The organism is Lentzea sp. NPDC037011, assembly GCF_055607425.1.
In genome coordinates this window covers 15409-39865 of sequence record NZ_JBVJRT010000017.1, presented here as the reverse complement: position 1 = coordinate 39865, position 24457 = coordinate 15409, and the positions used below count along the sequence as shown (strand labels likewise).

The following is a 24457-nucleotide window of genomic DNA, read 5'->3' as shown; positions in this document are numbered from 1 at the left end:
TCGCCGGGAGTGCGCAGGGCGTAGGCGGTGGCGCCGGCGCCGAGCACGACCACGGCGGCGAGGACGATCAGGACCCTCCTCACGCGAACCACGTCCACAGTGCACCGAAGAGGACGGAGGAGGCGGCACGGGCGAGGACCTGGCCGGTCTGCAGGAGGGCCAGACCGGAGGTGCGCAGCTCGTCGGGGACCATCGGCCCGGCGACGGCCATCAGCACCCCGTCCGTGCACGCGTAGAACACCCCGTGCAGCAGCAGGACGCCGACCAGCAGGGTGATCCCGGACGCGCCCGCGAGCAGCGCGTACGCACCGAGCAGGGCGAGGTGGCCGGCGAGGAAGATCCGCCACCGCCCGACCCGGTCGGCCAGCGACCCCAGTGGCACGGCGGCGAGCAGGTACACGCCGGCCGTGCCGAGGGGCAGCAACGCGATGTAGGCGAGCTCGACGTCGAGCTTCTTCTGCAGCAACAGGTAGACGAAACCGTCGCCGAGCGTCAGGAACCCGAGCCCGCACGTGACCAGGCAGACCCGCCGGAACGGCCTGGACCGCAACAGCCCGAAGGCGTTCCGCAGCGACACCGCCACGCGGGGCAGCACGTCGCGGTGGTCGCGGACGAAGAGCACGAGCACCAGGAAACCCAGTGCGGCGAAGCAGAAGCTGACGACGAACACCACGTCGTAGCGCGCGGGCAGCGTCCACAGCAGGCAGAACGCGACCAGCGGGCCGAGGAACGCGCCGACGGTGTCCATGGCGCGGTGGACGCCGAAGGCGCGGCCGAGCGCCGAGGGCTCGCTGCTCAACGTGATCAGCGCGTCCCGCGGCGCGGTGCGCAGGCCCTTGCCGGTGCGGTCACCGGCGAGCACGAGCCCCATCGCGGTGGCCGAGGTCCCGGCGGCGAGCAGGCCGAGCTTGCCCAGCGCCGAGATCCCGTAGCCGAGGCCCGCGACGAACTTGCGGCGTTGCCAGCGGTCAGCCGCATGACCGCCGACGACGCGCACCAGTGCGGTCACACCGGTGTAGATGCCGTCGAGCACACCGAACTGCAGCGGGGAGAACCCCAGTCCCAGCACGAGGTAGAGCGGCAGGATCGCGGTGACCATCTCGGACGAGACGTCCGTGAGCAGGGACACCGCGCCCAGCGCGAGGACGTTCCCCGCGATCCTGCCGGTGCCGCCCGAAGCCGGGGCTTGTCTTGCGGTTGCGATGTACACGACGGCCTCCGATCAACAGCCAGGTGCGACTAGCGACAGGTGAAGGGACCGGCCTTGTCGCGCACCCGGCCCGCCGTGTCGATGACCTCCCACGAGTAGGAGCGACCGGACAGGGTGAACTTCACGACGCCGTGGGTGTCGGCGAACCACTTCTCGACCCCGGTGCGCGGCTTGACCGCGTCGTACAGGTAGTCGCCGCCGATGCCGATGATCGCCGAGCGCAGGCCGTTGGCCTCGTCGACCGCACCGCTCTTGTTGAGCGGCTTCAACCGCTCGTAGTGGTGGTCGTGCCCGCTGAGCACCAGGTCGGCCTTGGCGTCGGCGAAGACGTTCCACAGCGCCGACATCTTGGACTTGTCGCCGTACTCGCCGGAGTTGAACCGCGGATGGTGCCAGTACCCGACGACGCACGCCTTGGTGTTCGCGGCGAGGTCGGCCTTCAGCCAGTCGAGCTGCGTCGAGTCGGCACCGGTGTCGTACATCTTCTGGGAGTCGAACGACACGAAGTGGAAGTCGCCGGCCTCCCAGCTGTAGTACGGCTTGCCGGCCGGGTAGGCCTGAGCGCCGAAGTACGACTTGTAACCGTTGAGGTTGTCCTCCCACTCGTGGTTGCCGGTCGCCGGGTGGGTGATGCTCTTGTAGCGGCCCCACGACTTGTCGTAGTGGTTGCGGAACTCGGTGAGCGTGCCGCTGTCGTACTGGTTGTCGCCGACCGTGAGGATGTGGTTCGGCTTGATCTGGTCGATGAGCTTCGCGGTCTCGTAGTGCTCGGTGTTCGTCAGCGACGCGATGTCACCGGCGGCGACGACCGTGATGGTGTCGCCGGGTGCCGGCGGCCGGGTGGTCGCCTGCACCGCGTTGCTCGCGGCACTGAGGTTGCCGGCGGCGTCGCGCGCCTTGACGGTGTAGGTGAACGCCGTGCCGGAGGCCAGCCCGGTGTCGGTGAACGTGGTGCCGGTGGGCGTGCCGACGACGCTGCCGTTGCGCAGCACCTCGTAGCCGGTCACACCGACGTTGTCGGTCGCCGCGGTCCACTGCAGGCCGACCGAGCTGGACGTGGTGCCGGTGCTGGTCAGCCCGGACGGCGCGGTCGGCGCGGTCACGTCGCCGTTCACCGAGCTGCCGTAGACCTCGAGCTCGAACAGCGAGTAGCCGTAGGCCGTGCCGCGTTTCGTGCCGTAGATCCGCACGTACCGGCCGGACGCGCTCAGCGCCGTCTCGTCGACGCCGCCGTTCTGCCCGGTCAGGGTCTTCTTGGTGCTCCACGACGAGCCGTCGCTCGACGTCTGGATCTTGTACTCGGAGGCGTACGCGGCCTCCCAGGTGAGCTTGACCTTGGAGATGGTGGCGGCGCCACCCAGGTCGACGGCGACCCACTGCGGGTCGACGCCTTCGAGGCTCGCCCACCGGGTGGTCGGATCTCCGTCGACGGCGTTGGCTCCGCCGAAGGTCTCGGCCTCGGTGGAGGAGGTGGTGGTGGGTTTGTTCGCCGAGAGCAGCGAGTCGGCCGCCTGCGCCGGTCCTGATGCCGCCAGAGGCGGAATCACCAGCGCCAACACTGCGACGGCGACACCTGTTCTGGTGTGCTTTCTGATCACTTCGTCCTCCTGGGCAAGGGTGGCGGCGAAGGATTGGTAAACAAGCTTTCCTATTAAGGTCGGAGGTTAGACGTGCTCGAAGACACAGGTCAACGGCAGAAGTGCCGGATGAACGCGTGACAGATCAGCGCTTCACCGGCGGAACCGAGCAGTCATCGCCTGTCATGCGATGACTCGGCGAACCGCCACGCCGCGGCGTTGAGCAGCAGACCGGCGCCCAGCCCCTGCATACCGCCCACCAGCAGCGCGCGCACCCAGTCATACGCGCTGACCTGGCTGACCGGATCGGACAACGACCAGACCGCGCCGACCACGACTGCGACGGCGATCAGCGCCCGGAACATGGACCGGGAAATCCCGGACCATGCCCGCCAGTCATGCCCCTTCGGACACCGTGCCGCCATCCAGCCCAACAGCAGCATGCCCCCTGCGGAGGACACGTAGCCGATCACGTTGTAGAGCCGATGGGGGCCGACGACCGACGTGGTCAACCAGTCCCACCGCTGCACGAACCACCCGTCGGTCTGCGTGACCGCGTCCCACACCAGGTGCGTCAGCACACCGGCCACCACGGAAAGCCCGCACCGCAGTGGCCGGCGCAACGGGCCGGGGTGCGGCACCCTCGTGCGCACGGGCTCCGGCGACAACGCCAGCACCGACGGCAGCAGCAACCGCCCGACCAGCAGCAACACCACCGCCGCCAGCGAGCCGCCCAGGACGTCGTGCGTCGGCAGCACCGGCAGGTAGTAGCCCAGGTCGGGCGCGACCGCACCCGCCACCAGCCCCGGGAACCACAGGAACCGGCGCAACGGCAGGACGGCGGCGGGATGGGCGAGGGTGAAGGGCACGCGAGAGTGTAGATCGACTTCCACCCTGTGGGCGGGCTGAAGAAACACCCAGGTCGGGATTGTTCAGCCGCGTCACGTACGTTCACAGATCATGAGCACCGCAGCCGCCAGTCTCGTCGTGCTGTTCCTGGTCGCCGTCGTGCCGCTGGCACCGACGGAGGCCGTGCTCATCGGCGCCGGTGTCCTGGCCGCGTCCGGTGAGGTTCCGCTGTACCTGGTGATCGCCGTGGCCGCCGCGGGCTGCCTGGCCAGCGACATGATCAACTTTACCGCAGGCCGCCGGATGGGCATGAGGGCCCTCGACAAGGTGAACAAGAACGCCAAGGCGCGGGCGATGGTGGTGTGGACCGCCGACCAGCTGGCGACCAGGGGCGAGACGATCCTGGTCGTGGCGCGGTTCCTGCCGGCGGGCGGCATCGTCGGCGCGATGCTCGCCGGGGCCCTGAAGTGGCCGCTGCGGCGCTTCCTGCCGGTCGCGACCGTCGGGTCCGTGGTGTGGAGCCTCTACCCCGCCACCGTGGGCTACATCGGCGGTCAGATCATCGATGAGGCCTGGCTCGCGATGCTGCTGTCCCTGGGCGTCGCGATGCTGATCTCCGTGCCGATCGGCATGGTGTGGCGTGCGCGCAACGCCAACCGCACCCTCTCGTACGCCGAGGCGTCGTCGTAGAGCACCGCGAACCGGTCGGCGGCCGTCAGCAGCGCGTCGACCTCGAACGCCAGCTGCGCGTCACCGCACAGCCGTTCCAGCAGTGACACCCAGCGCAGGTGGAACAGCATCAGCGCGTCGCGCACGCGGCCGGGTCTGGCCGCGAACTCCGAGCGCGTGACCACGAAGAAGCAGCCGCCGGGGAAGACGCGCCGCTTCGAGTAGTCGAGCCAGCGCCCGCACAGGTCGTGAACCGTGCCGCCGGCGACCACGACCTCGTGCGCGAAGATCTCCGACGCCGTGTGCACGGTCGCGAGCTGCAGCTCCTCCTTGGAGCCGAAGTGCGAGAACACCCCGCTCTTGCTCATGCCGAGCTCGACCGCGAGCCGCCCGATCGTGACTCCTTCGAGCCCGTCGACGGACGCGATCTCCGCCGCCCTCAGCAGGATCGCCGCACGACTGTCCATCCGCCCACGACAGCGGACCCCCCTCAAGCCCCACCCGCACTCCCCTTGAAACGAGTGCACGCGGGGAGCTTTCGTACTCTCCTGGAGCACGAAAGGTCCCCGCGTGCCCCTTGAAACGGCACGCGGGGGCCCCGCGTTCCCCGGAAGGGAACGCGGGGCCCCCGCGTGACATCGGAGCTAGGGGTTGAGCGCCTCTGTGACGGAGGCCGGGCCGACCAGGGGGACGTCCGGGGAGAGGCCGTCGCCCTCCTCGACCAGGACCGGCTTCACCTCGTGCGGCTGGATCTCGCCGGAGCGGATCTGCTCGGCCCAGTGGCACGCCACCTTGTGGCCGGGCTTGAGCTCGCGCAGCACCGGGCGTTCGGTGTCGCAGCGGGTCTGCTGCCGCCACGGGCACCGGGTGTGGAACCGGCAGCCGGTGGGCGGGTTCGCGGGCGACGGGAGGTCACCCGCGAGCAGGATCCGTTCACGCCGGTCCTCGATGACCGGGTCGGGCACCGGGATCGCCGACAGCAGCGCCCGCGTGTACGGGTGCAGCGGCTCGGCGTAGAGGTCCTCGGAGTCGGCCTCCTCGACCAGCCCGCCGAGGTACATCACGCCGACCCGGTCGGAGATGTGCTTCACGACCGCCAGGTCGTGCGCGATCACCAGGTAGGTCAGGCCGAACTGCTCCTGCAGGTCCTCCAGGAGGTTCACGACCTGCGCCTGCACCGACACGTCCAGCGCGGACACCGGCTCGTCGGCGACGATCAGGTCCGGCTCCAGCGCCAGCGCCCGCGCGATGCCGATGCGCTGCCGCTGACCGCCGGAGAACTCGTGCGGGTACTTGCGCAGGGCCGACGTCGGCAGGCCGACCGCGGTGAGCAGCTCGCGCAAGCGCTTGGCGGTCTCCTCCTTGCCCTTGTCCAGGCCGTGCGCCCGCAGGCCCTCGACCAGGATCGACTCCACGGACTGGCGCGGGTCGAGCGAGGACAGCGGGTCCTGGAACACCATCTGGATCCGGCGCCGCATCTTGCGCAGCTCCTCGCCCTTGAGGGCCGAGAAGTCCTGCCCGTCGAAGACCATCTTGCCCGCGGTCGGCTCGTTCAGCCGCAGCATCGCCCGCCCGAGGGTGGACTTGCCGCAACCGGACTCGCCGACCAGGCCGTAGGTCTCGCCGCGCCGGATCTCCAGGTCCACGCCGTCGACGGCGTAGACGTGGCCGACCGTGCGGTCGAAGAAGACACCGCGCTTGATCGGGAAGTGCACCTTCATGTCCTGCACGGACACCAGGGTCTCGCTCATACCGACACCTCCTCGGCGGCCGGGGTGCCCGGGACCACCGGGTTGTGGCAGCGGAGCAGGCGACCGAGCTTGTCGACCTCCGCGGGCGTCTCCGCACGGCAGACGTCGAGCGCGTTCGGGCACCGGGGGGCGAACGCGCAGGCGCTCGTCCACGGGATGTTGTCGGCGACCGAGCCCCTGATCGGCGTCAGCTTCTCGCCGCGCGGGGCGTCGAGCCGCGGGATCGACGCGAGCAGGCCGTGCGTGTACGGGTGGCGCGGCTCGGAGAAGAGCTTGTGCCGCATGGCCTTCTCGACCACCTTGCCGCCGTACAGCACGTTGACCTCGTCGCACAGGCCGGCGACGACACCCAGGTCGTGGGTGATCATCACGAGCGCGGTGCCGAGGTCCTGCACCAGTTCCTTCATCAGCGTGAGGATCTGGGCCTGGATGGTCACGTCCAGCGCCGTCGTCGGCTCGTCCGCGATCAGCAGCTTCGGCCGGCACGCCAGCGCGATCGCGATGAGCGCGCGCTGCCGCATGCCGCCGGAGAGCTGGTGCGGGTACTCCTTGAGCCGCCGGTTCGGGTCCGGGATGCCGACCTTGTCCAGCAGGTCCTTCGCCTCGATCATCGCTTCCTTGCGGGCCAGGCCGCGGTGCCGTTCGAGCACCTCGGTGACCTGCAGGCCGATCGGGACGACGGGGTTGAGCGACGACAGCGGGTCCTGGAAGACCATGCCGAGGTCGCGGCCGCGGCGGTCGCGCATCTCCCTGTCGGAGAGCTTGAGCAGGTCGGTGCCGTCGTAGTGCACCGAACCGGTGATCTTGGCGCCGCGCTTGGGCAGCAGTCTCATGATCGCCAGCGAGGTCACCGACTTGCCGCAGCCCGACTCGCCGACGAGCCCGACCGTCTGACCGGGTTCGACGTCGAAGCTGACGCCGTCGACCGCGGTGAACGGCTGTTCGCCCTTGCGCTGGAACACGACGGAGAGGTCACGAACTTCGAGCAGTGCCACGACGACTCACCGCCTGTTCTTCGGGTCGAGGGCTTCGCGCAGCGTCTCGCCCATGAGGGTGAAACCGAGCGCGACGATGATGATGCAGACCGCGGGCCACGCGGCGAGGTGCGGGTGGGTGTCGAACACCTTCTGCACGTCGCCGAGCATCTGGCCCCACTCCGGCACCCGGTCGTCCGGGTTGCCGAGGCCGAGGAACGACAGCGCCGCCGCCTCGATGATCGCGGTGGCCAGCACGAGCGTGGACTGCACGATCACGGGACCGAGCGAGTTCGGCAGCATGTGCCGGAACACGATCGCGCCCTTCTTCACGCCCAGCGCCGTCGCCGCGAGCACGTGGTCGCTGTGCCGTTGCGCCAGCATCGAACCGCGCAGCAACCGGGCGAACACCGGGATCTGCACGATCGCGACCGCGAGGATCACGGTGAACTGGCTGGGCCGCGCGAACATCGCCGCGATGGAGAACGCGAGCAGCAGCGACGGCAGGGACAGCATGACGTCGACGACGCGCATGACGAGCGAGTCGACCCAGCCGCCGAGCGCGCCCGCGAGCGTGCCCAGGATCAGGCCGCCGGTCAGGCCGATGACCGTCGCGCCGATGCCGACGATCAGCGTCTGCTGCGAGCCGATCAGCAGGCGCGACAGGAAGTCGCGGCCCTGCAGGTCGCCGCCGAGCGGGTGGCCCGGCTGGGCGGGCGGGATCTCGTTGCGCGCCTTGACGACCTGATCGATCAGCATCGGGTCGGCCGGGTTGTGCGGCGCGAGCCACGGCGAGAGCAGCGACACCGCGATGAAGATGCCGATGATCACCGCGCCGGTGAGGAACACCGGGCTGCGGCGCAGCCTCTTCCACGCGCTGGCGGCGAGCGAGGTGCCCGCGCTCTCCGCGAGACCGTCGATCTTTTCCTTCTTGGTCACTCCCAGTGCCACGGTCTCACCTCGTCCTGATGCGCGGGTCGATGAGCGCGTACGAGAGGTCGACCAGCAGGTTGACCACGACGTAGACGCTCGTGGCCATGATGATCAACAGCAGCAGCACCGGGTAGTCGCGCCGTTCGAACCCGATGGCGAGCGCCTCGCCGACACCGGGGAACGAGAACACCTTCTCGGTGAGCACCGCACCCGACAGCAGCGCACCGGTCTGCAGGCCGATCGTGGTGACGACCGGCAGCATCGCGTTGCGCAGCACGTGCCGGCGGCGGATCACCGGAGCGGTGAGGCCCTTCGACTCGGCCGTGCGCACGAAGTCCTCGTCGAGCACGTCGAGGACGGCGGCGCGGGTGATCCGGAAGATCACCGCGAACGGGATCGTCGCCAGCGCGACGGCCGGCAGGATCAGGTGTTCCAGCGCGTTGAACGTCGCGTCCCACTCGCCGGTGAGGATTCCGTCGAGGGTGAAGAAGCCGGTGACGCGGGTGGCGTCGATGGCGTCCTGGCGGCCGCTGGACGGCAGGCCGAGCGTGGACGACGCCACGCCCTTGAGCACGTAGGCCAGGAAGAACACCGGAACGGCGACACCGATGAGGGAGCCGACGACGCTGAGGTTGTCGAACCAGCCGCCGCGGCGCTTCGCGGCGAGGTAACCGAGCGGGACGCCGACCGCGATCGCGATGAGGATCGCGAAGAAGCTCAGTTCGAGCGTGGCGGGGAACCGCTGGAGGAAGATGTCGAGCGCCGAGTCACCGGGTTGGACACCGGTGGAGACGCCGAAGTCGCCGGTCGCCGCGCGACCGAGGAACTTGAAGTACTGCACGAAAATCGGTTGGTCGAGGCCGAGCTGCTTGGTGAGCTCCGCCGCCTTCTCCGGTGTGGAGCGGTCTCCCAGGAGGGCCGAGACCGGCCCTCCTGGGAGTACGCGCAGCCACGCGAAGAGCAGCAGCGAGAGCACCAGCACCACGCCGACCAGCTGGACCAGCCGTCGAATGGTGTAGCGGAGCACTGTGAGCTACCCCGTTGTTCTCTTGTGGTGGGAGCTGGTCGACTCAGCCCTTGGAGGCCGAACCGAACCTCTCGTCGGTCAACGGGCTCGGGACGACACCCTTGATGTCCGACTTGAACACCAGAGCGGGCGGGGAGTACGAGATCGGGATCGCGGGGAGGTACTCCTCCATGATCTTCTTGTTGACCTCTTCGTACAGCTTGGTGCGGTTGCCCTCGTTCGGCTCGGAGTTCGCCTTGGCGAGGTCGGAGGCGAGCGAGGCGCCCCACGCCGACACACCGGTGTTGAAGCGGTTGTCGGTGCGGCCGAAGAACGTGCCGACCCAGTTGTGGGCGGTGCCGTTGTCACCGGTCCAGCCGAGCAGGAACACGTCCGGGATGCCGTTGTCGACGTCGGTCAGGTAGCCGCCGTTCCACGGCTTGGTGACGACGTCCAGCTTGATGCCGGCCTTCTGCAGGTCGCCGGCGATGGCGCCCCACAGGTCCTTCGGGGACGGCATGTACGGGCGGGTGACCTCGGACGGCCAGTAGGCCTTCAGGGTCAGGTCGGTGGCACCGGCCTCGGCGAGCAGCGCCTTCGCCTTCTCGACGTCGTACTTCACCTCGGGGATCGACTTGTTGTAGCCGTTCACCGTGTCCGGCATGAACTGCGTCGCGACCTTGGCGCCCTCGGGCAGCTGCGACTTGACCAGCTGCTCGCGGTTGATCGCGTACATCAGGGCCTGGCGGACCTTGAGGTCGGCGAGCTTCGGGTTGTTCTTCTGGTTGATGCCCAGGTAGAACACGTTGAACGCCGGGCGGATCGCCACGTTGAAGCCGTCGGTCTTCAGACCGGCCCAGTCCGCCGCGTTCGGCAGGTCGTAGCCGTCGATGTCGCCGGCCTTGAGCGCCTGCTTGCGGGCGGTCTCGTCCGGGATGATCTTGAAGACGATCTTGTCCAGCTTGGCCTTGGTGCCGTGGTAGTCGTCGTTGCGGACGAGTTCGACGGTGTTGTTGGCCTTGTCGTACTTGCTGAACTTGAACGGGCCCGTGCCGGTCGGGTGCTCCGTGGCGTAGGCCGGGTAGGTGAACGAGTCACCTGCGGCCTGGACGTTGTCGGCGTCGTACTTCTTCAGCGCGTCGGGGCTGGAGATCGAGAACGACGTGAAGCCGAGGACCGACGGGAACTGCGAGGTGACCTCGTTCAGCTCGATGACCGCGGTCTTGGCGTCCTTGGCCGTGCAGGACTTGTACAGCGAGGGCTTGTCCGGCGTGCCCTTGAACCCGCCGAAGTTGTCCAGCCAGTACTGGGAGACGGCGTCGGACTGGCCGGCGCCCTTCTGGTTGTACCAGCGCTCGAAGTTGAAGCAGACCGCCTCGGCGTTGAACGCGGTGCCGTCGTGGAACTTCACGTTCTCCTTGAGGGTGAACGTCCACGTCTTGCCGTCAGCGGAGGGCTCGTACTTCTCGGCGAGCGCGGGCTCGACCTCGGCGGTGCCGGGCTTGAAGCCGACCAGACCCTCGTACATCTGACGGGCGACCCGGAAGGTCTCGCCGTCGGTCGCGTAGAACGGGTCGAACAGCTTCGGCGCGCCTGCGGCACCGAAGGTCAGCGTGCCGCCCTGCTGGCCGCCGCCCCCTGAGTCGCGCTGGGATTGCGCGCAACCGGACAGGGCCAGCGCGCTGACGCTGAGGAAGCCGATCGCGGCTACCCAACGGCGGCGAGCCGTTACTGAGTGGACCATCAAACACCCCTTGGACAATCCGCACATCTCACGGTGTGGTCGCCGACCATAACCGTTGTTCATACCCCTCCCGAGGTAGTCCAGGTCACGATCCGGCCACTAGACCAGGCATTCTGATACGTCCGGCGCATGCGCGCTGACCCAACGTGAGCACGCCAGATGCGTCGAACGCTCTCCTAGGCTGTAGAAACAACAGCGACACGCGGAGGAGGGCGCATGAGCAGGCACGTCGAGTTCCGCGTGCTCGGCCCTCTGCAAGTGCTCGTCGACTCCGAACCTTTGCTGGTGAGAGCGGGTAGGCAGCGCGCGTTGCTGGTGTCACTGCTGCTGCGCGCCGGCACGTCGGTGTCGGTCGACGAGCTCGCCGGGAACGTGTGGGGCGACGAGCCGCCGGCCAGGGCCCGCGCGACGCTCCAGACGTACGTGATGAGGCTGCGGCAGCTGCTCGGTCCGTCCGTGCCCATTCGGACCGTGCCAGACGGATACCTGATCGACGTGGACGAGAAGACCATCGACCTGATGCGCTTCGAACCGCTGATCGAGCAGGGTGAGCAGGAGCGCGCCGCGGGGAACCTGCCGGCCGCGTCGGCCGCGTTCACCGCCGCACTGGGTCTGTGGCGGGGTCCGGCGCTGGTCGACGTGCCGTCGGAGATCCTGCACCGCGACGAGGTGCCGCGGCTGAACGAACGCCGCCTGCACGTGCTGGAACGCCGGGTCGAGGTCGACCTGGAGCTGGGCAGGCACGGCGAGCTGGTGGCGGAGCTGTCCCGGCTGACCAGCGAGCACCCGTTGCGCGAGCGGTTCTGGGCGCAGCTGATGGTGGCGCTGTACCGCTCCGGCCGGCAGAGCGAGGCGCTGGCCGCCTACCAGCGGGTGTCCCGGCTGCTCGGTGACGAGCTGGGCATCGACCCCGGTGACGAGCTGCGGCGGGTGCACGGCCAGGTGCTCTCCGGCTCGATCGACGCGGTGGCGCCCGCCGTCTCCGGTGCCGCGGTCGTGGCGGCGAAGCCCGAGCGGGTGGTGCCGTCGCAGCTGCCCGCCGACATCCCCGACTTCGTGGGCCGCGACGAGGCCGTGGCGTTGATCATCGCCCTGCTCCGGACCGCCCAGGGCGTGCCGGTCGTCACACTTGCCGGTCCGCCGGGCGTGGGCAAGACGGCGCTGGCCGTGCACGCGGCGCACCGGATGCGGTCGGACTTCCCGGACGGCCAGCTGTACGTGAACCTGCGCGGGTACGCCCCCGGTCCGCCGTTGAGCGCGGTCGACGTGCTGCCGCGGTTCCTGCGGGCGCTGGGCACCGAACCCGATCAGGTGCCGCTGGACCAGGACGAGCAGGAGGCGATGTTCCGCTCGACGCTGACCGGTCAGCGGGTGCTGCTGCTGCTCGACAACGCGTCGTCGGCCGAGCAGATCCGGCCGCTGCTGCCGGGGTCGCCGGGCTGTGCGGTGCTGGTGACCTCGCGGGACACCCTGCGCGGGCTCGCGGTGTCGCACGCGGCCTCGAACGTGCGGCTCGACGTGCTCGACTGGCCGGAGACCAGGGCGTTGCTCGCGGGCATCGTGGGCGCCGCCGAGGTGGACGCGCAGGAGGACGCGGCCGCGGAGCTGGCTGCGCTGTGCGCGCACCTGCCGCTGGCGTTGCGGATCGCGGCGGCGAACCTGGTGTCGCGGCCGGAGCTGTCGATCGCGGACTACGTCGAGGAGCTGCGCGCGGGCAACCGGCTCGCCGCGCTGGCCGTGGAGGGCGACGAGCGGGTCGCGGTGCACGCGGCGTTCGACCTCTCCTACACGGCGCTGAAGCCGGAGCTGGCGCAGATGTTCCGCCTGCTGTCGCTGGTGCCCGGTACCGACTTCACACCGGAGATGGCGGCCGCGCTGTCCGGGCTGACCCCGCAGGACGCCCGCCGCCGGCTGGACCGCCTGGCCACGGCCAACCTGATCGCGAACCACGCGCCGTCCCGCTACCAGTTCCACGACCTGCTGCGCGACTATGCGGCCGAGCGGCTGGCGTTCGAGGAGGGCAAGGTCGACGCGCGCCTGGCGTTGCGGCGGCTGGTGGACTGGGCGGTGCGGTCGGTCGACAACGCGACGGCCGCGCTCAAGTCGACGCTGTTCCGCTTCCCCCGCCCCGACCCGCTCGACGGGGTGGTGCCGCGGGCGTTCAGCACCTCGACCGAGGCGTTGAGCTGGCTCGACGTGGAACGCGGCAACCTGGTGGCGCTGGTCGCGCACGCCGTGGAACGCGACCCGGAGAACTCGCCGTGGCTGCTGGCGGACGCGTTGCGCGGCTACTTCCACACGCAGGGCCTGGCCGCGGAGTGGCGGGAGACCGCGAAGGCGGGCCTGCTGGGCGCCCGCGCACCCCGCGACGAGCTCGGCCAGCTCGCGATGCTGTCGTCGCTGGGCACGCTCTACTGGGTGACCGGCCAGCTCCGCAACGCCCTCGGCTACTACCAGCAGGCCATCGCGCTGGTGCCGCGCATCTCGCTGCCGCAGGCGGAGGCCGCGGTCCTGTCGAACGCGGGCGGCGTCTACATCGACCTCGGCGAGCTGGAGCACGCCGCCGACCACCTGGAACGCGCGCTGGTGATCACCAGGCGGGTCCAGGCAGACCAGCTGCAGGCCACCGCGTTGTTCAACCTCGGCGGCATCTACATGCAGCTCGGCCAGCTCGACCGGGCCGCAGCGAACTTCGAGGAGGCCCTCGAAGCCGGCACGCGGCTCGACTCGTGGATCACCCAGGCGCACGTCATGCGCGCGTTGGGCGAGGTGTACGCGATGCGCGGCCAAGCCGACCTCGGCGCCGACTACTTCGTGCGCGCGGGCGAGCTGTACGAACGTTCCGCGGCCCGCACGTTCGGACACACGCTGCACGAAGGCATGGCCATCACCCTGCTGATGCGCGGCCGGTACGAAGAAGCGGCGACGCACGCCCGTGCGGCCATCGAGATCGCCGCTGACCTGGAGAACGTCAAGAGCTCGTGCGACGCCACGAACCTGCTGGGCCGCGCGCTCGAAGGTGCCAAGCGCTACGAGGAGGCGCTGACGCAGTTCTCGGCGGCATTGGCGAGCGCGACCGAGACCGGTTACTCGTGGGGCATGATCCTCGCCCGCCGCGGTCTGGCCGCCGCGTACCGCGGGGTCGGCCGCTACGAGGAGGCGCTGGCGCAGGCGACCTCGGCGCTGGTGGAGGCGGGCCGGTCGCAGTTCCGCAGCGCCGAGATGGAGGTGCTGCTCGTGCTGGGCCGCATCCACCTCGACACGGGCGACGCCACCCAGGCCCTCGAATGCGCCCTGCGCGCGTCCGCACTCGGCGAGTCGTCCGGCCACCGCTGGGTCTTCGCACGGGCGCTCGGCCTGGCCGGTGACGCGGCACTGGCGTCGGGATCCGTTGCGGCAGCGAGGAAGTACTGGGAGTCGGCACTCGAGGTGTTCAACGCGATCGGCTCACCGGAGGCCGACGTGGTGCGCGATCAGCTCGCCGTGACCACGTAGTCGGCCCTGTCCCGCGTCTCGTCGACGGCGAACCAGCCGCGCTCGAACTGCTGCCACCGCCGGAAGTGCTCCCGGTGCCGCTCACCGTCCCGCGCGACCGCGCGTTCCAGCCGGGCCTCCTCGGTGCCGTGGTCGACGAAGATCGCGGTGCTGGCGCGGTGGTTCGCCTTCCTGGCGGCGGAGAACCCCTCCAGGACCAGCACCGGTCGTGGCTCGACCTCGACCCACTCCCCCTGCTCCGGCCGCGCGAACCCCTGCGACCAGTCGGTCGTGCGGTAACGACCGGTCCTGCCCTCCGCGACCTCGTCGAGCGCCCGCACGAGCCGCGGCCACCACCTCGTGACGGGATCGTCCCAGGTGGCGAAGTGGTCGGTGCGGATGAGCTGGGCCCCGAGCTGCTCCGCGAGCCGCTGCGCGAAGGTGGACTTCCCCGCGCCGGAAGGACCATCCACCGCGATCAGCCTGGTGCTGCCCAACCGCGGTGGATGGTTCGTCACATGCTCCGGCGCCCAGATAGCGCACGCCCCAGCGTGAGCTCGTCCGCGAACTCCAGGTCGCCACCCATCGGCAACCCGCTCGCCAGCCTGGTGACCGTGAGCCCCGGGAAGTCCCGCAGCATCCGCACCAGGTAGGTGGCCGTCGCCTCACCCTCGGTGTTCGGGTCCGTGGCGATGATCACCTCGGAGATGTCGACCCCGTTGGTCGGCGTGCCGATCCGCGTGAGCAGCTGCCTGATCCGCAACTGGTCCGGCCCCACCCCGCTGAGCGGGTCGAGCGCCCCGCCGAGCACGTGGTAGCGCCCCTTGAACTCCCTGGTCCGCTCGACCGCGAGCACGTCCTTGGGTTCCTCGACCACGCACACCAGCGTCAGGTCCCGCTTCGGGTCCCGGCAGATGCGGCAGGTGGTCTCCGCACTCACGTTGCCGCAGACGTCGCAGAACACAACGCCTTCCTTCACCTTCTGCAACGCGCTCTGCAGCCGCTCGATGTCCGCGGGCTCCGTCGCGAGCAGGTGGAAGGCGATGCGCTGCGCACTCTTCGGGCCGACACCGGGCAGCCGGCCCAGCTCGTCGATGAGGTCCTGAACCGGCCCCTCGTACATCGCGACTTACCCGAGCAATCCGCCGAGGCCGCCCTGCGCGAGCGGACCGAGCTTCTGCTCCACCAACTGCTGGGCCTTCGTGTTCGCGTCCTTGATGGCGGCGATCACCAGGTCCTGCAACGTCTCGACGTCCTCGGGGTCGACGATCTTCGGGTCGATGGTGAGGTTCATGAGCTCACCGCCACCGGTGACGGTCGCGGTGACGAGGCCGTTGCCCGCGGAACCGGCGACCTCGGTTTCGGCCAGCTCCTGCTGGGCGGTGGCCATCTGCTGCTGCATGTTCTGGGCCTGCTGGAGCAGTGCCTGCATGTCGAAACCGGGTTGCACCTGCTGGTCCTCTCGGGTGGGTTGGGAGTGGGGTCCAGCGTACGGCGCGCAGCGTCGGTGGGTGGGGCTCGCCCCTCGTGGGGGTTGGGTGGGGTGGGGGCCTGGTGGGGTGGGCGGCGCGTGGAATCGGGCGGCGTGTGGGGTGCCGGCGCATGGGCGGCGCGTGAAGTGGGCGGCGCGCGACACATGCGGTGGCCCCACGCGCGGTGAGGCGGCGGCGCGCGGTGCGGTGCGGTGTGGTGCGCGGCGCGTGGGGCGGCGGCGCGTGCGGTGCGGTGCGGTGCGGTGGGCGGTGCGTGCGGTGGCGGCACGTGCGGTGGCCACGGTGCCAGCGTGGGTGCGCGGGTGGTCCAGGTGCCGGGAACGCTGGTGCGCGGTGCCGCGCGGGCCACCGCTCCCGCGGCCTACCCCCCAGCCACCACACCGGGTGCGCACGCCGGTCGCCCCCATGGGCTGTCCTCACCCACGACACCGGCTGAGCACCGCGGCCTCACCGATGCCGCCGCCCCGGCTCGACCACGAGCATCGCCCCCTCCGCGCGCTTCCATACCTGCGGGCGCCGGAGCAGGTGTGATCCGGACACCTACAGGACGAGCCCAGGCGTGGATCAGGACAAGCTTCACCCGGTCGGGTGGCGCGTGCGGAACCCGTCAGGCCTTTTTCAGCGGGCGGGCGCCCAGTTCGTCGGCCAGGAGCTGGAACATCTTGGCCTCCGGGTCCAGGGCCGCGACCGGCGTTGCGTTGGGGTCGGCTGGGCGGGCGGCCTCGGCGAGCATTGCCTCTTCGTCGTACGGCTCTGGCGGGAGGGGCTCATCGGGCTCCGGGGGTTCCGGTGGGGGTGGGACGTCGTCGACCGGTGGGCGCGGGGCCGCGCGGGGCTGGGGTTCTGGCTGGGGGCGGGCCGGGGGTTGCGGCGGTGCGGACGACTGGCTCGGGCGGGTCGGCGCGGGACGGGGGGCCTTGGCCGGGCCGGAGGCCTGGGTGGTGGCGCCGGGGGTGCCGTGGATGCAGCGGACCTGCCAGGTGCCGCCGAGCACGGCGGACAGGGCTGCGGCGATGGCCTCGGTGTTGCGGGGTTCGGCCAGGCGGCGGGCCAGCGGGGCGGAGGTGTGGGCAATGGTGACGACGTTGCCGTCGACCTCGCTGACCATCGCGTTCGTCAGCATCGCCTCGGTGCTGCGGCTGCTGGACCGGACCGCGGCCAGCAGTTCGGACCAGATGCGGCGCACGGCCGGCGCGTCCATCGTGCCGGTGCTGGGAGCGGTGGAGAGTTCCGATGGAGCAGGAACCGCCGCGGCAGCGGGAGCAGCGACAGGTTCTGGCTGAACAGCGACGGGCTGAGCGGCAACGGGCGGAGCAACCGGTTGGGCGACGGCCTGGACAACGGGCTGAGCGGGCTCGACAACGGGAGGAGCGGGCTGAGCAACCGGCGGCGCAACCGCCGCGACCGGCGCGGGTGCCGCAGGTGGAGTGGCGGCCTGCTGGGACCTGCGGGTGAACACCGGACCGCCGGCCGGAGCAGCCGACGGGTCGCCGGGACCGGCCGCGATGGCGGCGGGTGGGCGGCGTTCGAGTTGTTCGAGGCGTTGCAGGAGTGCGGCCTCGGACTGGGAGACCGAGGGCAGCAGCATGCGGGAGCAGAGCAGCTCCAGCAGCAGGCGGGGGGCGGTGGCGCCGCGCATCTCGACCAGGCCGGTGTGGACGATCTCGGCGTAACGCGTGAGTGCGGCGGGGCCGATGCGCTCGGCCTGGGACGACATGGTCGCCAGCTCGTCGGCCGGAGCGGAGACGAGGTTGCGGTCGGCCGCGTCGGGCACCGCGCAGAGCAGGACGAGGTCGCGGAGGCGGTCGAGGAGGTCGGAGGCGAAGCGGCGGGGGTCGTGGCCCGCTTCGACCAGGCTGTCGATGGTGCCGAACACCGCGGCGCCGTCGCCGGCCGCGAGGCCCTCGACCACGTCGTTGATCAGGGCCGAGTCGGTGACGCCGAGCAGGGTGAGGGCGCGGTCGTACCGCACGCCCTCGGGGCCCGCGCCGGCGAGGAGCTGGTCCATCACGGACTGGGTGTCGCGGGCTGAGCCGCCGCCCGCGCGGATCACCAGGGGGAACACCGCGGGCTCGACGGCGACGCCCTCGGCGGCGCAGTTGCGTTCGAGGAGGCTGCGCATCACGCCGGGCGGGATCAGGCGGAACGGGTAGTGGTGCGTGCGCGAGCGGATGGTCGGGAGGACCTTGTCCGGCTCGGTCGTGGCGAAGATGAAGATCAGGTGGTCCGGCGGCTCTTCGACGATCTTCAGCAGGGCGTTGAAGCCCTGCGTGGTGACCATGTGCGCCTCGTCGATGATGAAGACGCGGTACTTGGCCTCCGCCGGGGCGTAGAAGGCCTTGTCGCGCAGGTCGCGGGCGTCCTCCACACCACCGTGGGACGCGGCGTCGAGCTCGACCACGTCGACGCTGCCGGTGCCGTTCGGCGCGAGGCCGATGCACGAGTTGCACTCGCCGCACGGGTCGGGTGTCGGGCCCTTCACGCAGTTCAGCGAGCGGGCCAGGATGCGGGCCGACGAGGTCTTGCCGCAGCCGCGTGGACCGCTGAACAGGTACGCGTGGTTCACCCGGCCCGCCGACAGTGCGACACGCAGCGGATCGGTCACGTGCTCCTGGCCGACGACCTCGGAGAACGTGGCCGGACGGTACTTGCGATACAGAGCGAGCGCCACGCCGCAGACAGTACCGGGGAGCACCGACACAAAAAGGGGACCCCGTGCACCCACCAGAGCCCGCTTATCCTTGCTGCCTTCCGGCCCTGGGGAGGTTCGCGAGATGTGTGCCGCACGAGGTCCGACGCAAGTGTAACCGATCTAGTTCTTCGAACGCATGTTCGACTTACCCACAGGGTTGTCCCCACCTGTGGACAACCACTTCGTGATCACGGTTTCTCCTCGACGGCGGTGAGCCTGCGGCGCAGGAAGTCCTGTTCGGACGCGGTGCCGGCGAGTGCGATGGCCTCGCGGTAGGCCTGGGCGGCCTCCGCGGAACGGCCCAGGCGGTGCAGCAGGTCGGCGCGGGCGGCCCGGTACGGGTGGTAGTCGCGCAGCCTGGGTTCGGCGGCGAGCTCGTCGAGCAACGTGAGGCCCGCCGCGGCACCGTCGCGCATCGCGACCGCGGCGGCCCGGTTCAGCGCGACCACGGGCGACGGCGCCAGCTTCAGCAGCACGTCGTAGAGCGCGACGATCTGCGGCCAGTCCGTCGAGGCGAAGTCGGGTGCCTCGTCGTGCAGGGCGTTGATCGCCGCCTGCACGCCGTACGGGCCGTGGCCGCCGGTCAGCGCCTGCTCGGCCAGCGCGCTGCCCTCGTCGACCATGTCGCGGTCCCAGAGGGAGCGGTCCTGGTCCTCCAGCAGCTCGGCGCGCGCGTCCCGGCGGGCGTGGACCAGCAGCATCAACGCCAGCAGGCCCGTCACCTCGCGGTCGGGCAGCAGGCCGCGCAGGATCCGCGCGAGCCGGACCGCCTCCGCCGCGAGGTCGGCGCGCTGGGCGGCGTAGCCCTCGGTGAAGATCGAGTAGACGGCCTGCAGCACGCCGGGCAGGCGTTCCGGGAGCTCGTGCGGGTCGGGGACGCGGAACGGGATGCGCGCCTCCCTGATCTTCTTCTTCGCGCGCACGATCCGCTGCTGCATCGTCGTCACGGGCACGAGGTACGCCCGCGCGACCTCCGGCGTCGTGAAGCCGGCGAGGCACCGCAGGACGAGCGCCCCGCGGTCCTCCTCCGCCAGCGCCGGGTGCGCGCACGTGAAGAACAGCTCCAGCCGCTCGTCCGGCAGCGCGTCGCCCTTCGGCGGGTCCGCGCGGTCGACCTCCACCTGCAGCAGCGCGAGCCGGGCGGCGTGCACCCGGTCGCGCCGCAGCCGGTCGACGGCCTTGCGGCGCGCGGTCGTGAGCAACCACGCGCCGGGCCGGTCCGGCACCCCGTCGACCGGCCAGTGCCGCAGCGCCGCCTCGATCGCGTCGGAGGTGACCTCCTCGGCGAGGTCGAGGTCGCCGAAGCGCTTGACCAGGGTGGCGAGCAGCCGGCCGCGTTCCTCCCGGAACACCTGCTCGACGTTCATCGAGAACTCAGAGGTCGAACTCGGCGATCGGCCGCACGACGACGGCGCCGCCGTCACGCGAGCCGGGGCACTTGGCCGCCCACTCCAGTGCCGCGTCGAGGTCGGGCACGTCGATGACGTTGTAGCCGCCCAGGACCTCGCGGGTCTCGGCGAACGGCCCGTCGGTGACGCTGCGCCGGCCGTCCGGTCCGACCTGGACGGTGGTCGCGGTGACGAGGTCGGCCAGCGAGTGCCCGGAGACCAGGACGCCCGCGTCCTTCATCTCCTTCTCGTAGGCGATCCAGTCCTCGACGGTGCAGTTGGCCTCCTGGTCGGCGGCGGCGTGGATCAACAGCATGTACTTCACGGAAGTCCTCCTCGGTCCGGGTCTACGGGATCACGACGAGCGGGCACCCGCCAGATCGACACGGCCTCAGAAGATTTTTCGGCGAGGTGGTCGAGACCCCCCGTTTTGGGCCGTGGGACACCCGTCCGGTAAGGTTCTCCACGGAGGATTCGCATAGCGGCCTAGTGCGCACGACTGGAAATCGTGTTGGGTTCACCCCCTCACGGGTTCAAATCCCGTATCCTCCGCTCTCTTCGCAGAAGGGCGCCGAACCTCACCGTTCGGCGCCCTTCTCGCGTTACGGTGGCATGGTGCTGCACGAAGAGCTGATGCTGCTGTTCATCAACCGGCAGAACGGGAAGTTGCACGTCGACTCGGCGTCGGCGGACAACGCGCTCGCCGGTGCCGTGCTCATCGAGCTGGTGAGCTCGGGGCGGGTCGCGTTCGAACCGGCCGGCAAGAAGCTCCAGGTCGTCGACCCGGCGCCGCTGGCGGACCCGTTGCTGCGGGAGTCGGTCGCGCGGATCGACAAGCCGATGTCACCGCGGAAGGCGGTGGAGCGGCTGCGGAAACGCGTGCGCGACAACGTGCTCGCGGACCTGGAGGCCCGTGGCGCCGTGCGGGTGGACGCGCGCAGGGTGCTCGGGATCTTTCCCGGCAGGCGTTACGTGATCACGGACGAGCGCGCGGACGACGAGGTGCGCAAGGCAGTCGGCGAGGTCGTGCACGGGTACCGCGGAGCGGATGCGCGCACGGGGTCGTTGATCACGCTGCTGCACGCGGCGAACGCGGTGCACCGGGTGTTCGAGGGCGACAAGCGCGAGCTGAAGCGGCGGGCCGGGGAGATCGCAGCCGGCAACTGGGCCGGTGACGCCGTGCGCAAGGCCATCCAGGCGATCCAGGCCGGTGTCGCGGCCGCAACGGCCGCTGCCGCCGCCGCGTCAGCTGGATGACGCGGCGACGGCAGCAGGTGGAGCGGGTTACTTCTTGAGGCAGTCGATGACGTCTTCGAGCGTGAACACGATCCGGTCGACGCTCGCGTCACCCGTGGACGGGCGGAGGCGGACGATCTGCGGGTCGTGGTCGCTCGCCTGGTCGGCGAACTCGGCGTTGACGTGGACCACGTCGTAGCTGAAGCGCGTGATGTTCTTGCTCATCACGAGGTGGTCGAGCGTCTGCGAGTTGCCCTCGAAGACGTAGCTGTACCGCTCGTTCACGGGCAGCGTCTCGATCAGCGCCTTGAGGTTGCCGTCACCGGTCAGCGCCTTCAGCGCGGGCGAGAACTGGTAGTCGTTCAGGTCGCCCGCGAGGATCACGTTGGCGCCCTTGTCGATCGCGCGGATCTGCTCGGTGAACGCCTTGAGCGACGCCGCCTGCTTGCCGCGCTGCACCTCGGAGGTGCGGTTCGGCGGCTGGTTGCGACCGTGGACGGCCTCGTCGCCGCCCTTGGAGTTGAAGTGGTTCGCGACGACGAAGACCGTGCGGCCGCGGAACTTGAACTCGCCGGCGAGCGGCTTGCGGCTGCTGGCCCACGCGTCGTTCAGCGGGTCGATCCGGCCCGGTGACACGGAAAGCGCGGCACGGCCGTTCTTCTTCACGACCTGGACGGGCGTCTTGAAGTCGCCGCCGGGACGGTCCACGAAGGACACCCGCTGCGGGTTGAAGAAGAAGCCGACGCGGATGTTGCCGCCGGGCTCGCCGCCGTCCTTGAGGTTCTCCGGGTCGATCTGGCGCCACTGGTAGCGCGGGCCGCCCTTGGCGACGATCGCGTCGGAGAACTTCTGCAGCGTCTGGTCGGCGGCCACGACACCGTCGTTGGTCGCGCCGTCGTTGTCCTGGATCTCCTCCAGGACAACGACGTCCGGGCTGCGCAGGTTGGTGGTCACGCCGTCGGCGAGCCGGTCGAACTTCTCCTGCGGGTCGGACGGGTCGAGGTTCTCGACGTTGTAGGTCGCGACCGAGAGCTCGGACTCCTTCTGCTGCGCGGTGATCTCGCGCTGCAGGTTGGACGAGACGTGCTGGCCGAGGGTCAGCGCCGCCAGCGTGTAGCCGCCGAAGTTGGTGTACTCGACGGCACCGACGGTCGCGCCGGCGAACACGTCACCGACGTTCGCGGCGGGTAGCTGACCGGCGGTCTTGATCTTCAGGCGGCCGCTGTTCTGCTGGTCGTACGCGGTGTAGGTGGTGCCGCCGCGCTGGTTGCGGTTCTGGTCGGGGTTGACCGTCACCCAGACCTCGCCGAAGGAGTTGCTCGGGCCGACGACGCGGGCGTCGTTCACCTGCACCAGCGTGCCTTCGAGCGACTCGAGGTAGTCGAGGCCGTACTTCTCCGGCTCCAGCGGGAGCTGCTCGATGCTGCCGCCGGGGGCGGGCAGGTAGCCGGCCGGGATGTTCTGCACGACGACCGGCGCCGGGACCGCGTTGCCCTTGGACAGCGTGGTCGTGGTCGGAGCGGTGATCTCGGTGAGGGTCTGGTTCGAGCCCGTCTCCCCGCCCGGCCGGTACTCGGCGATCGTGCCGCTGACCAGCACCTCGTCGCCCACCGCGACGGTCGGCGCGGAGCCTGCCGTGTAGACGAACACGCCCTCGCTGGTGCGCGGGTCGGCGTCCGGGGTCTTGGTGTCCTGGATCCAGAAGCCGCGGTCACCCGTGGCGCGCGTGCCGGTGACGACGCCGGGGACGTTCGTGACCTTCTGGCCGACGAGCGGCGAGATGCGCGTGACGCCCTGGATGTCGTGGATGCGCTTGTCGCCGGGCGTGGGGTCCGGGTCTGGGCCGGGACCGGGGTCGCCGCCGCCCGGGGTCTCGCCCTTGGAGTTGGTCGGGGTGGGGGCACCGACGGTGAAGTCGGCGGAGTTGTCGTCGGTGTCGGGCAGGCCGGTCTTGCGGGCCGCCGAGGTGGTGTTGCTCAGCGCACCGGTCGCGGTGCCCTCGCGCACGACGGCGGTGCCGTAGCCGACGAGGTCCTTCACACGCGGCTCCGCGGCGCAGTCGGCGGCGGTCTTGCAGGTCAGCGGCGTGGTGCCGGAGACGAGCGCGATGGCACCGCCGGTGGCGCTCATGGCGAGGGTGCCGGTGGCGTCGGGGGTGGGCAGCTCGACCGTGCCGCCGGTGCCCTTGGCCTGGGCGACCAGGAAGGTCTTGCCGGCGGCGATGCTGCCGGTCAGCGGGGTGACGCCCCACTGCGTGGAGGCGCCGGGGCTCGCCGAGATGTACTGGACGCTGAAGCCGTCCAGGCCGACGGGGGCCGTGCCCTTGTTCGCGAGCTCGACGAAGTCCTGCGTGAGGGTGGCGCCGGAGTTGCCGCCGCCCCCGTAGACCTCGGAGATCAGCGCGTCGGAGCTGGGTGCGGCAACGGCGGGGACGGCGGCGAACACGAGCGCCACCACCGCTGTCCCGACACCGGGCAGGGTGGGTCTCAAAACTTCCTCCAGGGGATGCGGCGGACCGCCGCATCCTTCCTCGATCGAGTGGTGTTTGGAAGCTGTTGTCACTAACGGTTAACCAGTTGGCCCAGCAATGATCACTCGAACAAGTGTTCGATCATGGTGTATGCTCGTTTTCGGAACGCTGGCCGGTGGGCCCCTCCCAGGCACCGGCCGGCGTCCCTATGTTCACAGGTGTGGGGATTCCGAGCTACGAGCGCCGCTGCGCCGAGATCATCAACCAGACCGCACTGCTGACCGCCGCCCTCGAAGGCGCTGACCTGCGCGTTCCCGTCCCGTCGATCCCGGACTGGACGCTGAACCAGCTCCTGCGCCACCTCGGCCACGTCCACCGCTGGGCCGACGTGATGCTCAGGGAGAGGCTGCCGGAGATCGACTTCTCCCGCAACGGCGCCCACCACCTGTCCTCGTACGTGGGTGAACAGGCCTCGGTGCTGATCCCGTGGCTGCGGGAGGGAGCCGCCTCGCTGGCCGAGGTGCTGCGCTCCGTCGACCCCGACGAGATGATCGCGCCGGTCGAGGGCCACCCCGGCCCCCGCGTGTGGTCGCGGCGGATGACCCACGAGACCGCGGTCCACCGGTGGGACGCGCTGAACGCGCTGGGCCTGCCGTTCGACCTCGACCCCGAGATCGCCCAGGACACGCTGCGCGAGTGGACCGGTCTCGCGGTCCCCTACGCGTTCACGCGGTGGCCGGAGGAGACGGCGGCCCTGGTGGGGACCGGCACCGTGCACCTGCACGCGACGGACGCCGAGGCCGAGTTCGTGATCGACCTCACGGGTGCGGCGCCGGTGGTGCGGGAGGGCCACGAGAAGGCGGACGTGGCGGTGCGCGGCCCGGTCGTGGACCTGGTGCTGGCGATGTACCGGCGGCGCCCGGTGGAGGGGCTGGAGGTGTTCGGCGACCGCGCGCTGCTCGACCTGCTGGTGCGGGGCGTACGTTTCTGA

Annotated in this window: 18 protein-coding genes, 1 tRNA gene, 1 other RNA gene and 2 pseudogenes; 5 read left to right on the top strand and 17 right to left on the bottom strand. The window is 70.4% G+C overall.

Features of this window, described 5'->3' with window-relative positions; genetic code table 11:
• Positions 1-5 precede the first annotated feature (5 nt).
• From ACZ7CH_RS36885 to ACZ7CH_RS36875, 3 genes and pseudogenes are all read right to left on the bottom strand, one after another.
• Positions 6-1210, bottom strand: a pseudogene (locus tag ACZ7CH_RS36885) (MFS transporter); the annotation flags it as partial.
• A 29-nt stretch (positions 1211-1239) separates the two neighbouring features.
• The gene (locus ACZ7CH_RS36880) at positions 1240-2757 is read right to left on the bottom strand and encodes a discoidin domain-containing protein (protein ID WP_470376050.1); all 1518 of its coding nucleotides are present in this window, start codon (positions 2755-2757) and stop codon (positions 1240-1242) included.
• Between the two features lie 203 nt (positions 2758-2960).
• On the bottom strand, positions 2961-3656 hold the full coding sequence (locus ACZ7CH_RS36875; protein ID WP_470376049.1) for a DUF4184 family protein: 696 nt from the start codon (positions 3654-3656) through the stop codon (positions 2961-2963).
• Between the two features lie 91 nt (positions 3657-3747).
• Between ACZ7CH_RS36875 and ACZ7CH_RS36870 the strand changes: the two are divergent.
• Positions 3748-4170: pseudogene (locus ACZ7CH_RS36870) on the top strand (DedA family protein); the annotation flags it as partial.
• Positions 4171-4190: 20 nt separating this feature from the next.
• On the opposite strand, the gene ACZ7CH_RS36865 reads toward ACZ7CH_RS36870, so the two are convergent.
• The 6 genes from ACZ7CH_RS36865 to ACZ7CH_RS36840 form a co-directional block, all read right to left on the bottom strand.
• Positions 4191-4772: a TetR/AcrR family transcriptional regulator gene (locus ACZ7CH_RS36865; protein WP_470376048.1), complete on the bottom strand. Its 582-nt coding sequence runs from the start codon at positions 4770-4772 to the stop codon at positions 4191-4193.
• 177 nt (positions 4773-4949) lie between these two features.
• Positions 4950-6056 (bottom strand): ABC transporter ATP-binding protein, encoded by a 1107-nt coding sequence (locus ACZ7CH_RS36860; RefSeq protein WP_360396894.1) that lies wholly within the window; start codon positions 6054-6056, stop codon positions 4950-4952.
• On the bottom strand, positions 6053-7051 hold the full coding sequence (locus ACZ7CH_RS36855) for an ABC transporter ATP-binding protein (protein ID WP_458429703.1): 999 nt from the start codon (positions 7049-7051) through the stop codon (positions 6053-6055). Before ACZ7CH_RS36855 ends, ACZ7CH_RS36860 begins: the two co-directional genes overlap by 4 nt.
• A gap of 6 nt (positions 7052-7057) precedes the next feature.
• A complete protein-coding gene (locus ACZ7CH_RS36850; RefSeq protein ID WP_458429704.1) occupies positions 7058-7981 on the bottom strand; it encodes an ABC transporter permease in 924 nt (307 codons plus the stop codon).
• A 4-nt stretch (positions 7982-7985) separates the two neighbouring features.
• Positions 7986-8990 carry an ABC transporter permease gene (locus tag ACZ7CH_RS36845; RefSeq protein WP_360396897.1) on the bottom strand — a complete coding sequence of 335 codons (1005 nt, stop codon included), beginning with the start codon at positions 8988-8990 and terminating at the stop codon, positions 7986-7988.
• Between the two features lie 43 nt (positions 8991-9033).
• Positions 9034-10713 (bottom strand): ABC transporter substrate-binding protein, encoded by a 1680-nt coding sequence (locus tag ACZ7CH_RS36840; protein ID WP_360396898.1) that lies wholly within the window; start codon positions 10711-10713, stop codon positions 9034-9036.
• A 216-nt stretch (positions 10714-10929) separates the two neighbouring features.
• Between ACZ7CH_RS36840 and ACZ7CH_RS36835 the strand changes: the two genes are divergently transcribed.
• Complete coding sequence (locus ACZ7CH_RS36835) at positions 10930-14208, top strand: AfsR/SARP family transcriptional regulator (RefSeq protein WP_470376047.1); 3279 nt, start codon at positions 10930-10932, stop codon at positions 14206-14208.
• Here the strand turns inward: ACZ7CH_RS36835 and ACZ7CH_RS36830 are convergent.
• From ACZ7CH_RS36830 to ACZ7CH_RS36800, 7 genes are all read right to left on the bottom strand, one after another.
• Positions 14187-14660, bottom strand: a complete 474-nt coding sequence (locus ACZ7CH_RS36830; RefSeq protein WP_360396900.1) for a uridine kinase family protein — start codon at positions 14658-14660, stop codon at positions 14187-14189. The genes ACZ7CH_RS36835 and ACZ7CH_RS36830 overlap by 22 nt on opposite strands.
• 41 nt (positions 14661-14701) lie before the next feature.
• The gene (recR, locus tag ACZ7CH_RS36825; protein ID WP_458429707.1) at positions 14702-15310 is read right to left on the bottom strand and encodes a recombination mediator RecR; all 609 of its coding nucleotides are present in this window, start codon (positions 15308-15310) and stop codon (positions 14702-14704) included.
• A gap of 6 nt (positions 15311-15316) precedes the next feature.
• Positions 15317-15619: a YbaB/EbfC family nucleoid-associated protein gene (locus ACZ7CH_RS36820; protein WP_360397099.1), complete on the bottom strand. Its 303-nt coding sequence runs from the start codon at positions 15617-15619 to the stop codon at positions 15317-15319.
• 668 nt (positions 15620-16287) lie between these two features.
• Positions 16288-18351, bottom strand: coding sequence for a DNA polymerase III subunit gamma and tau (locus ACZ7CH_RS36815; RefSeq protein ID WP_470376046.1), 2064 nt, complete (start codon positions 18349-18351; stop codon positions 16288-16290).
• 30 nt (positions 18352-18381) lie between these two features.
• Positions 18382-18478: signal recognition particle sRNA small type (gene ffs / locus ACZ7CH_RS36810), an RNA gene on the bottom strand.
• A gap of 82 nt (positions 18479-18560) precedes the next feature.
• Positions 18561-19739 carry an RNA polymerase sigma factor gene (locus tag ACZ7CH_RS36805; protein ID WP_470376045.1) on the bottom strand — a complete coding sequence of 393 codons (1179 nt, stop codon included), beginning with the start codon at positions 19737-19739 and terminating at the stop codon, positions 18561-18563.
• A gap of 7 nt (positions 19740-19746) precedes the next feature.
• On the bottom strand, positions 19747-20085 hold the full coding sequence (locus ACZ7CH_RS36800) for a YciI family protein (RefSeq protein ID WP_360396904.1): 339 nt from the start codon (positions 20083-20085) through the stop codon (positions 19747-19749).
• 142 nt (positions 20086-20227) lie between these two features.
• Here ACZ7CH_RS36800 and ACZ7CH_RS36795 point away from each other — a divergent pair.
• Positions 20228-20312: transfer RNA gene (locus ACZ7CH_RS36795), tRNA-Ser, on the top strand.
• A gap of 60 nt (positions 20313-20372) precedes the next feature.
• Positions 20373-21017: a GOLPH3/VPS74 family protein gene (locus tag ACZ7CH_RS36790; protein WP_470376044.1), complete on the top strand. Its 645-nt coding sequence runs from the start codon at positions 20373-20375 to the stop codon at positions 21015-21017.
• A gap of 27 nt (positions 21018-21044) precedes the next feature.
• On the opposite strand, the gene ACZ7CH_RS36785 is transcribed toward ACZ7CH_RS36790, so the two are convergent.
• Positions 21045-23486 carry an endonuclease/exonuclease/phosphatase family protein gene (locus ACZ7CH_RS36785; RefSeq protein WP_470376043.1) on the bottom strand — a complete coding sequence of 814 codons (2442 nt, stop codon included), beginning with the start codon at positions 23484-23486 and terminating at the stop codon, positions 21045-21047.
• Between the two features lie 200 nt (positions 23487-23686).
• Here ACZ7CH_RS36785 and ACZ7CH_RS36780 point away from each other — a divergent pair, with 200 nt between their 5' ends.
• Positions 23687-24457 (top strand): maleylpyruvate isomerase family mycothiol-dependent enzyme, encoded by a 771-nt coding sequence (locus ACZ7CH_RS36780; protein WP_458429712.1) that lies wholly within the window; start codon positions 23687-23689, stop codon positions 24455-24457.

Coding starts and splice junctions, on each gene's coding strand:
- ACZ7CH_RS36865 (WP_470376048.1), bottom strand. CDS start 4,772: ATGGACAGTCGTGCGGCGATCCTGCTGAGGGCGGCGGAGATCGCGTCC.
- ACZ7CH_RS36805 (WP_470376045.1), bottom strand. CDS start 19,739: ATGAACGTCGAGCAGGTGTTCCGGGAGGAACGCGGCCGGCTGCTCGCC.
- ACZ7CH_RS36860 (WP_360396894.1), bottom strand. CDS start 6,056: ATGAGCGAGACCCTGGTGTCCGTGCAGGACATGAAGGTGCACTTCCCG.
- recR (WP_458429707.1), bottom strand. CDS start 15,310: ATGTACGAGGGGCCGGTTCAGGACCTCATCGACGAGCTGGGCCGGCTG.
- ACZ7CH_RS36820 (WP_360397099.1), bottom strand. CDS start 15,619: ATGCAGGCACTGCTCCAGCAGGCCCAGAACATGCAGCAGCAGATGGCC.
- ACZ7CH_RS36790 (WP_470376044.1), top strand. CDS start 20,373: ATGGTGCTGCACGAAGAGCTGATGCTGCTGTTCATCAACCGGCAGAAC.
- ACZ7CH_RS36840 (WP_360396898.1), bottom strand. CDS start 10,713: ATGGTCCACTCAGTAACGGCTCGCCGCCGTTGGGTAGCCGCGATCGGC.
- ACZ7CH_RS36835 (WP_470376047.1), top strand. CDS start 10,930: ATGAGCAGGCACGTCGAGTTCCGCGTGCTCGGCCCTCTGCAAGTGCTC.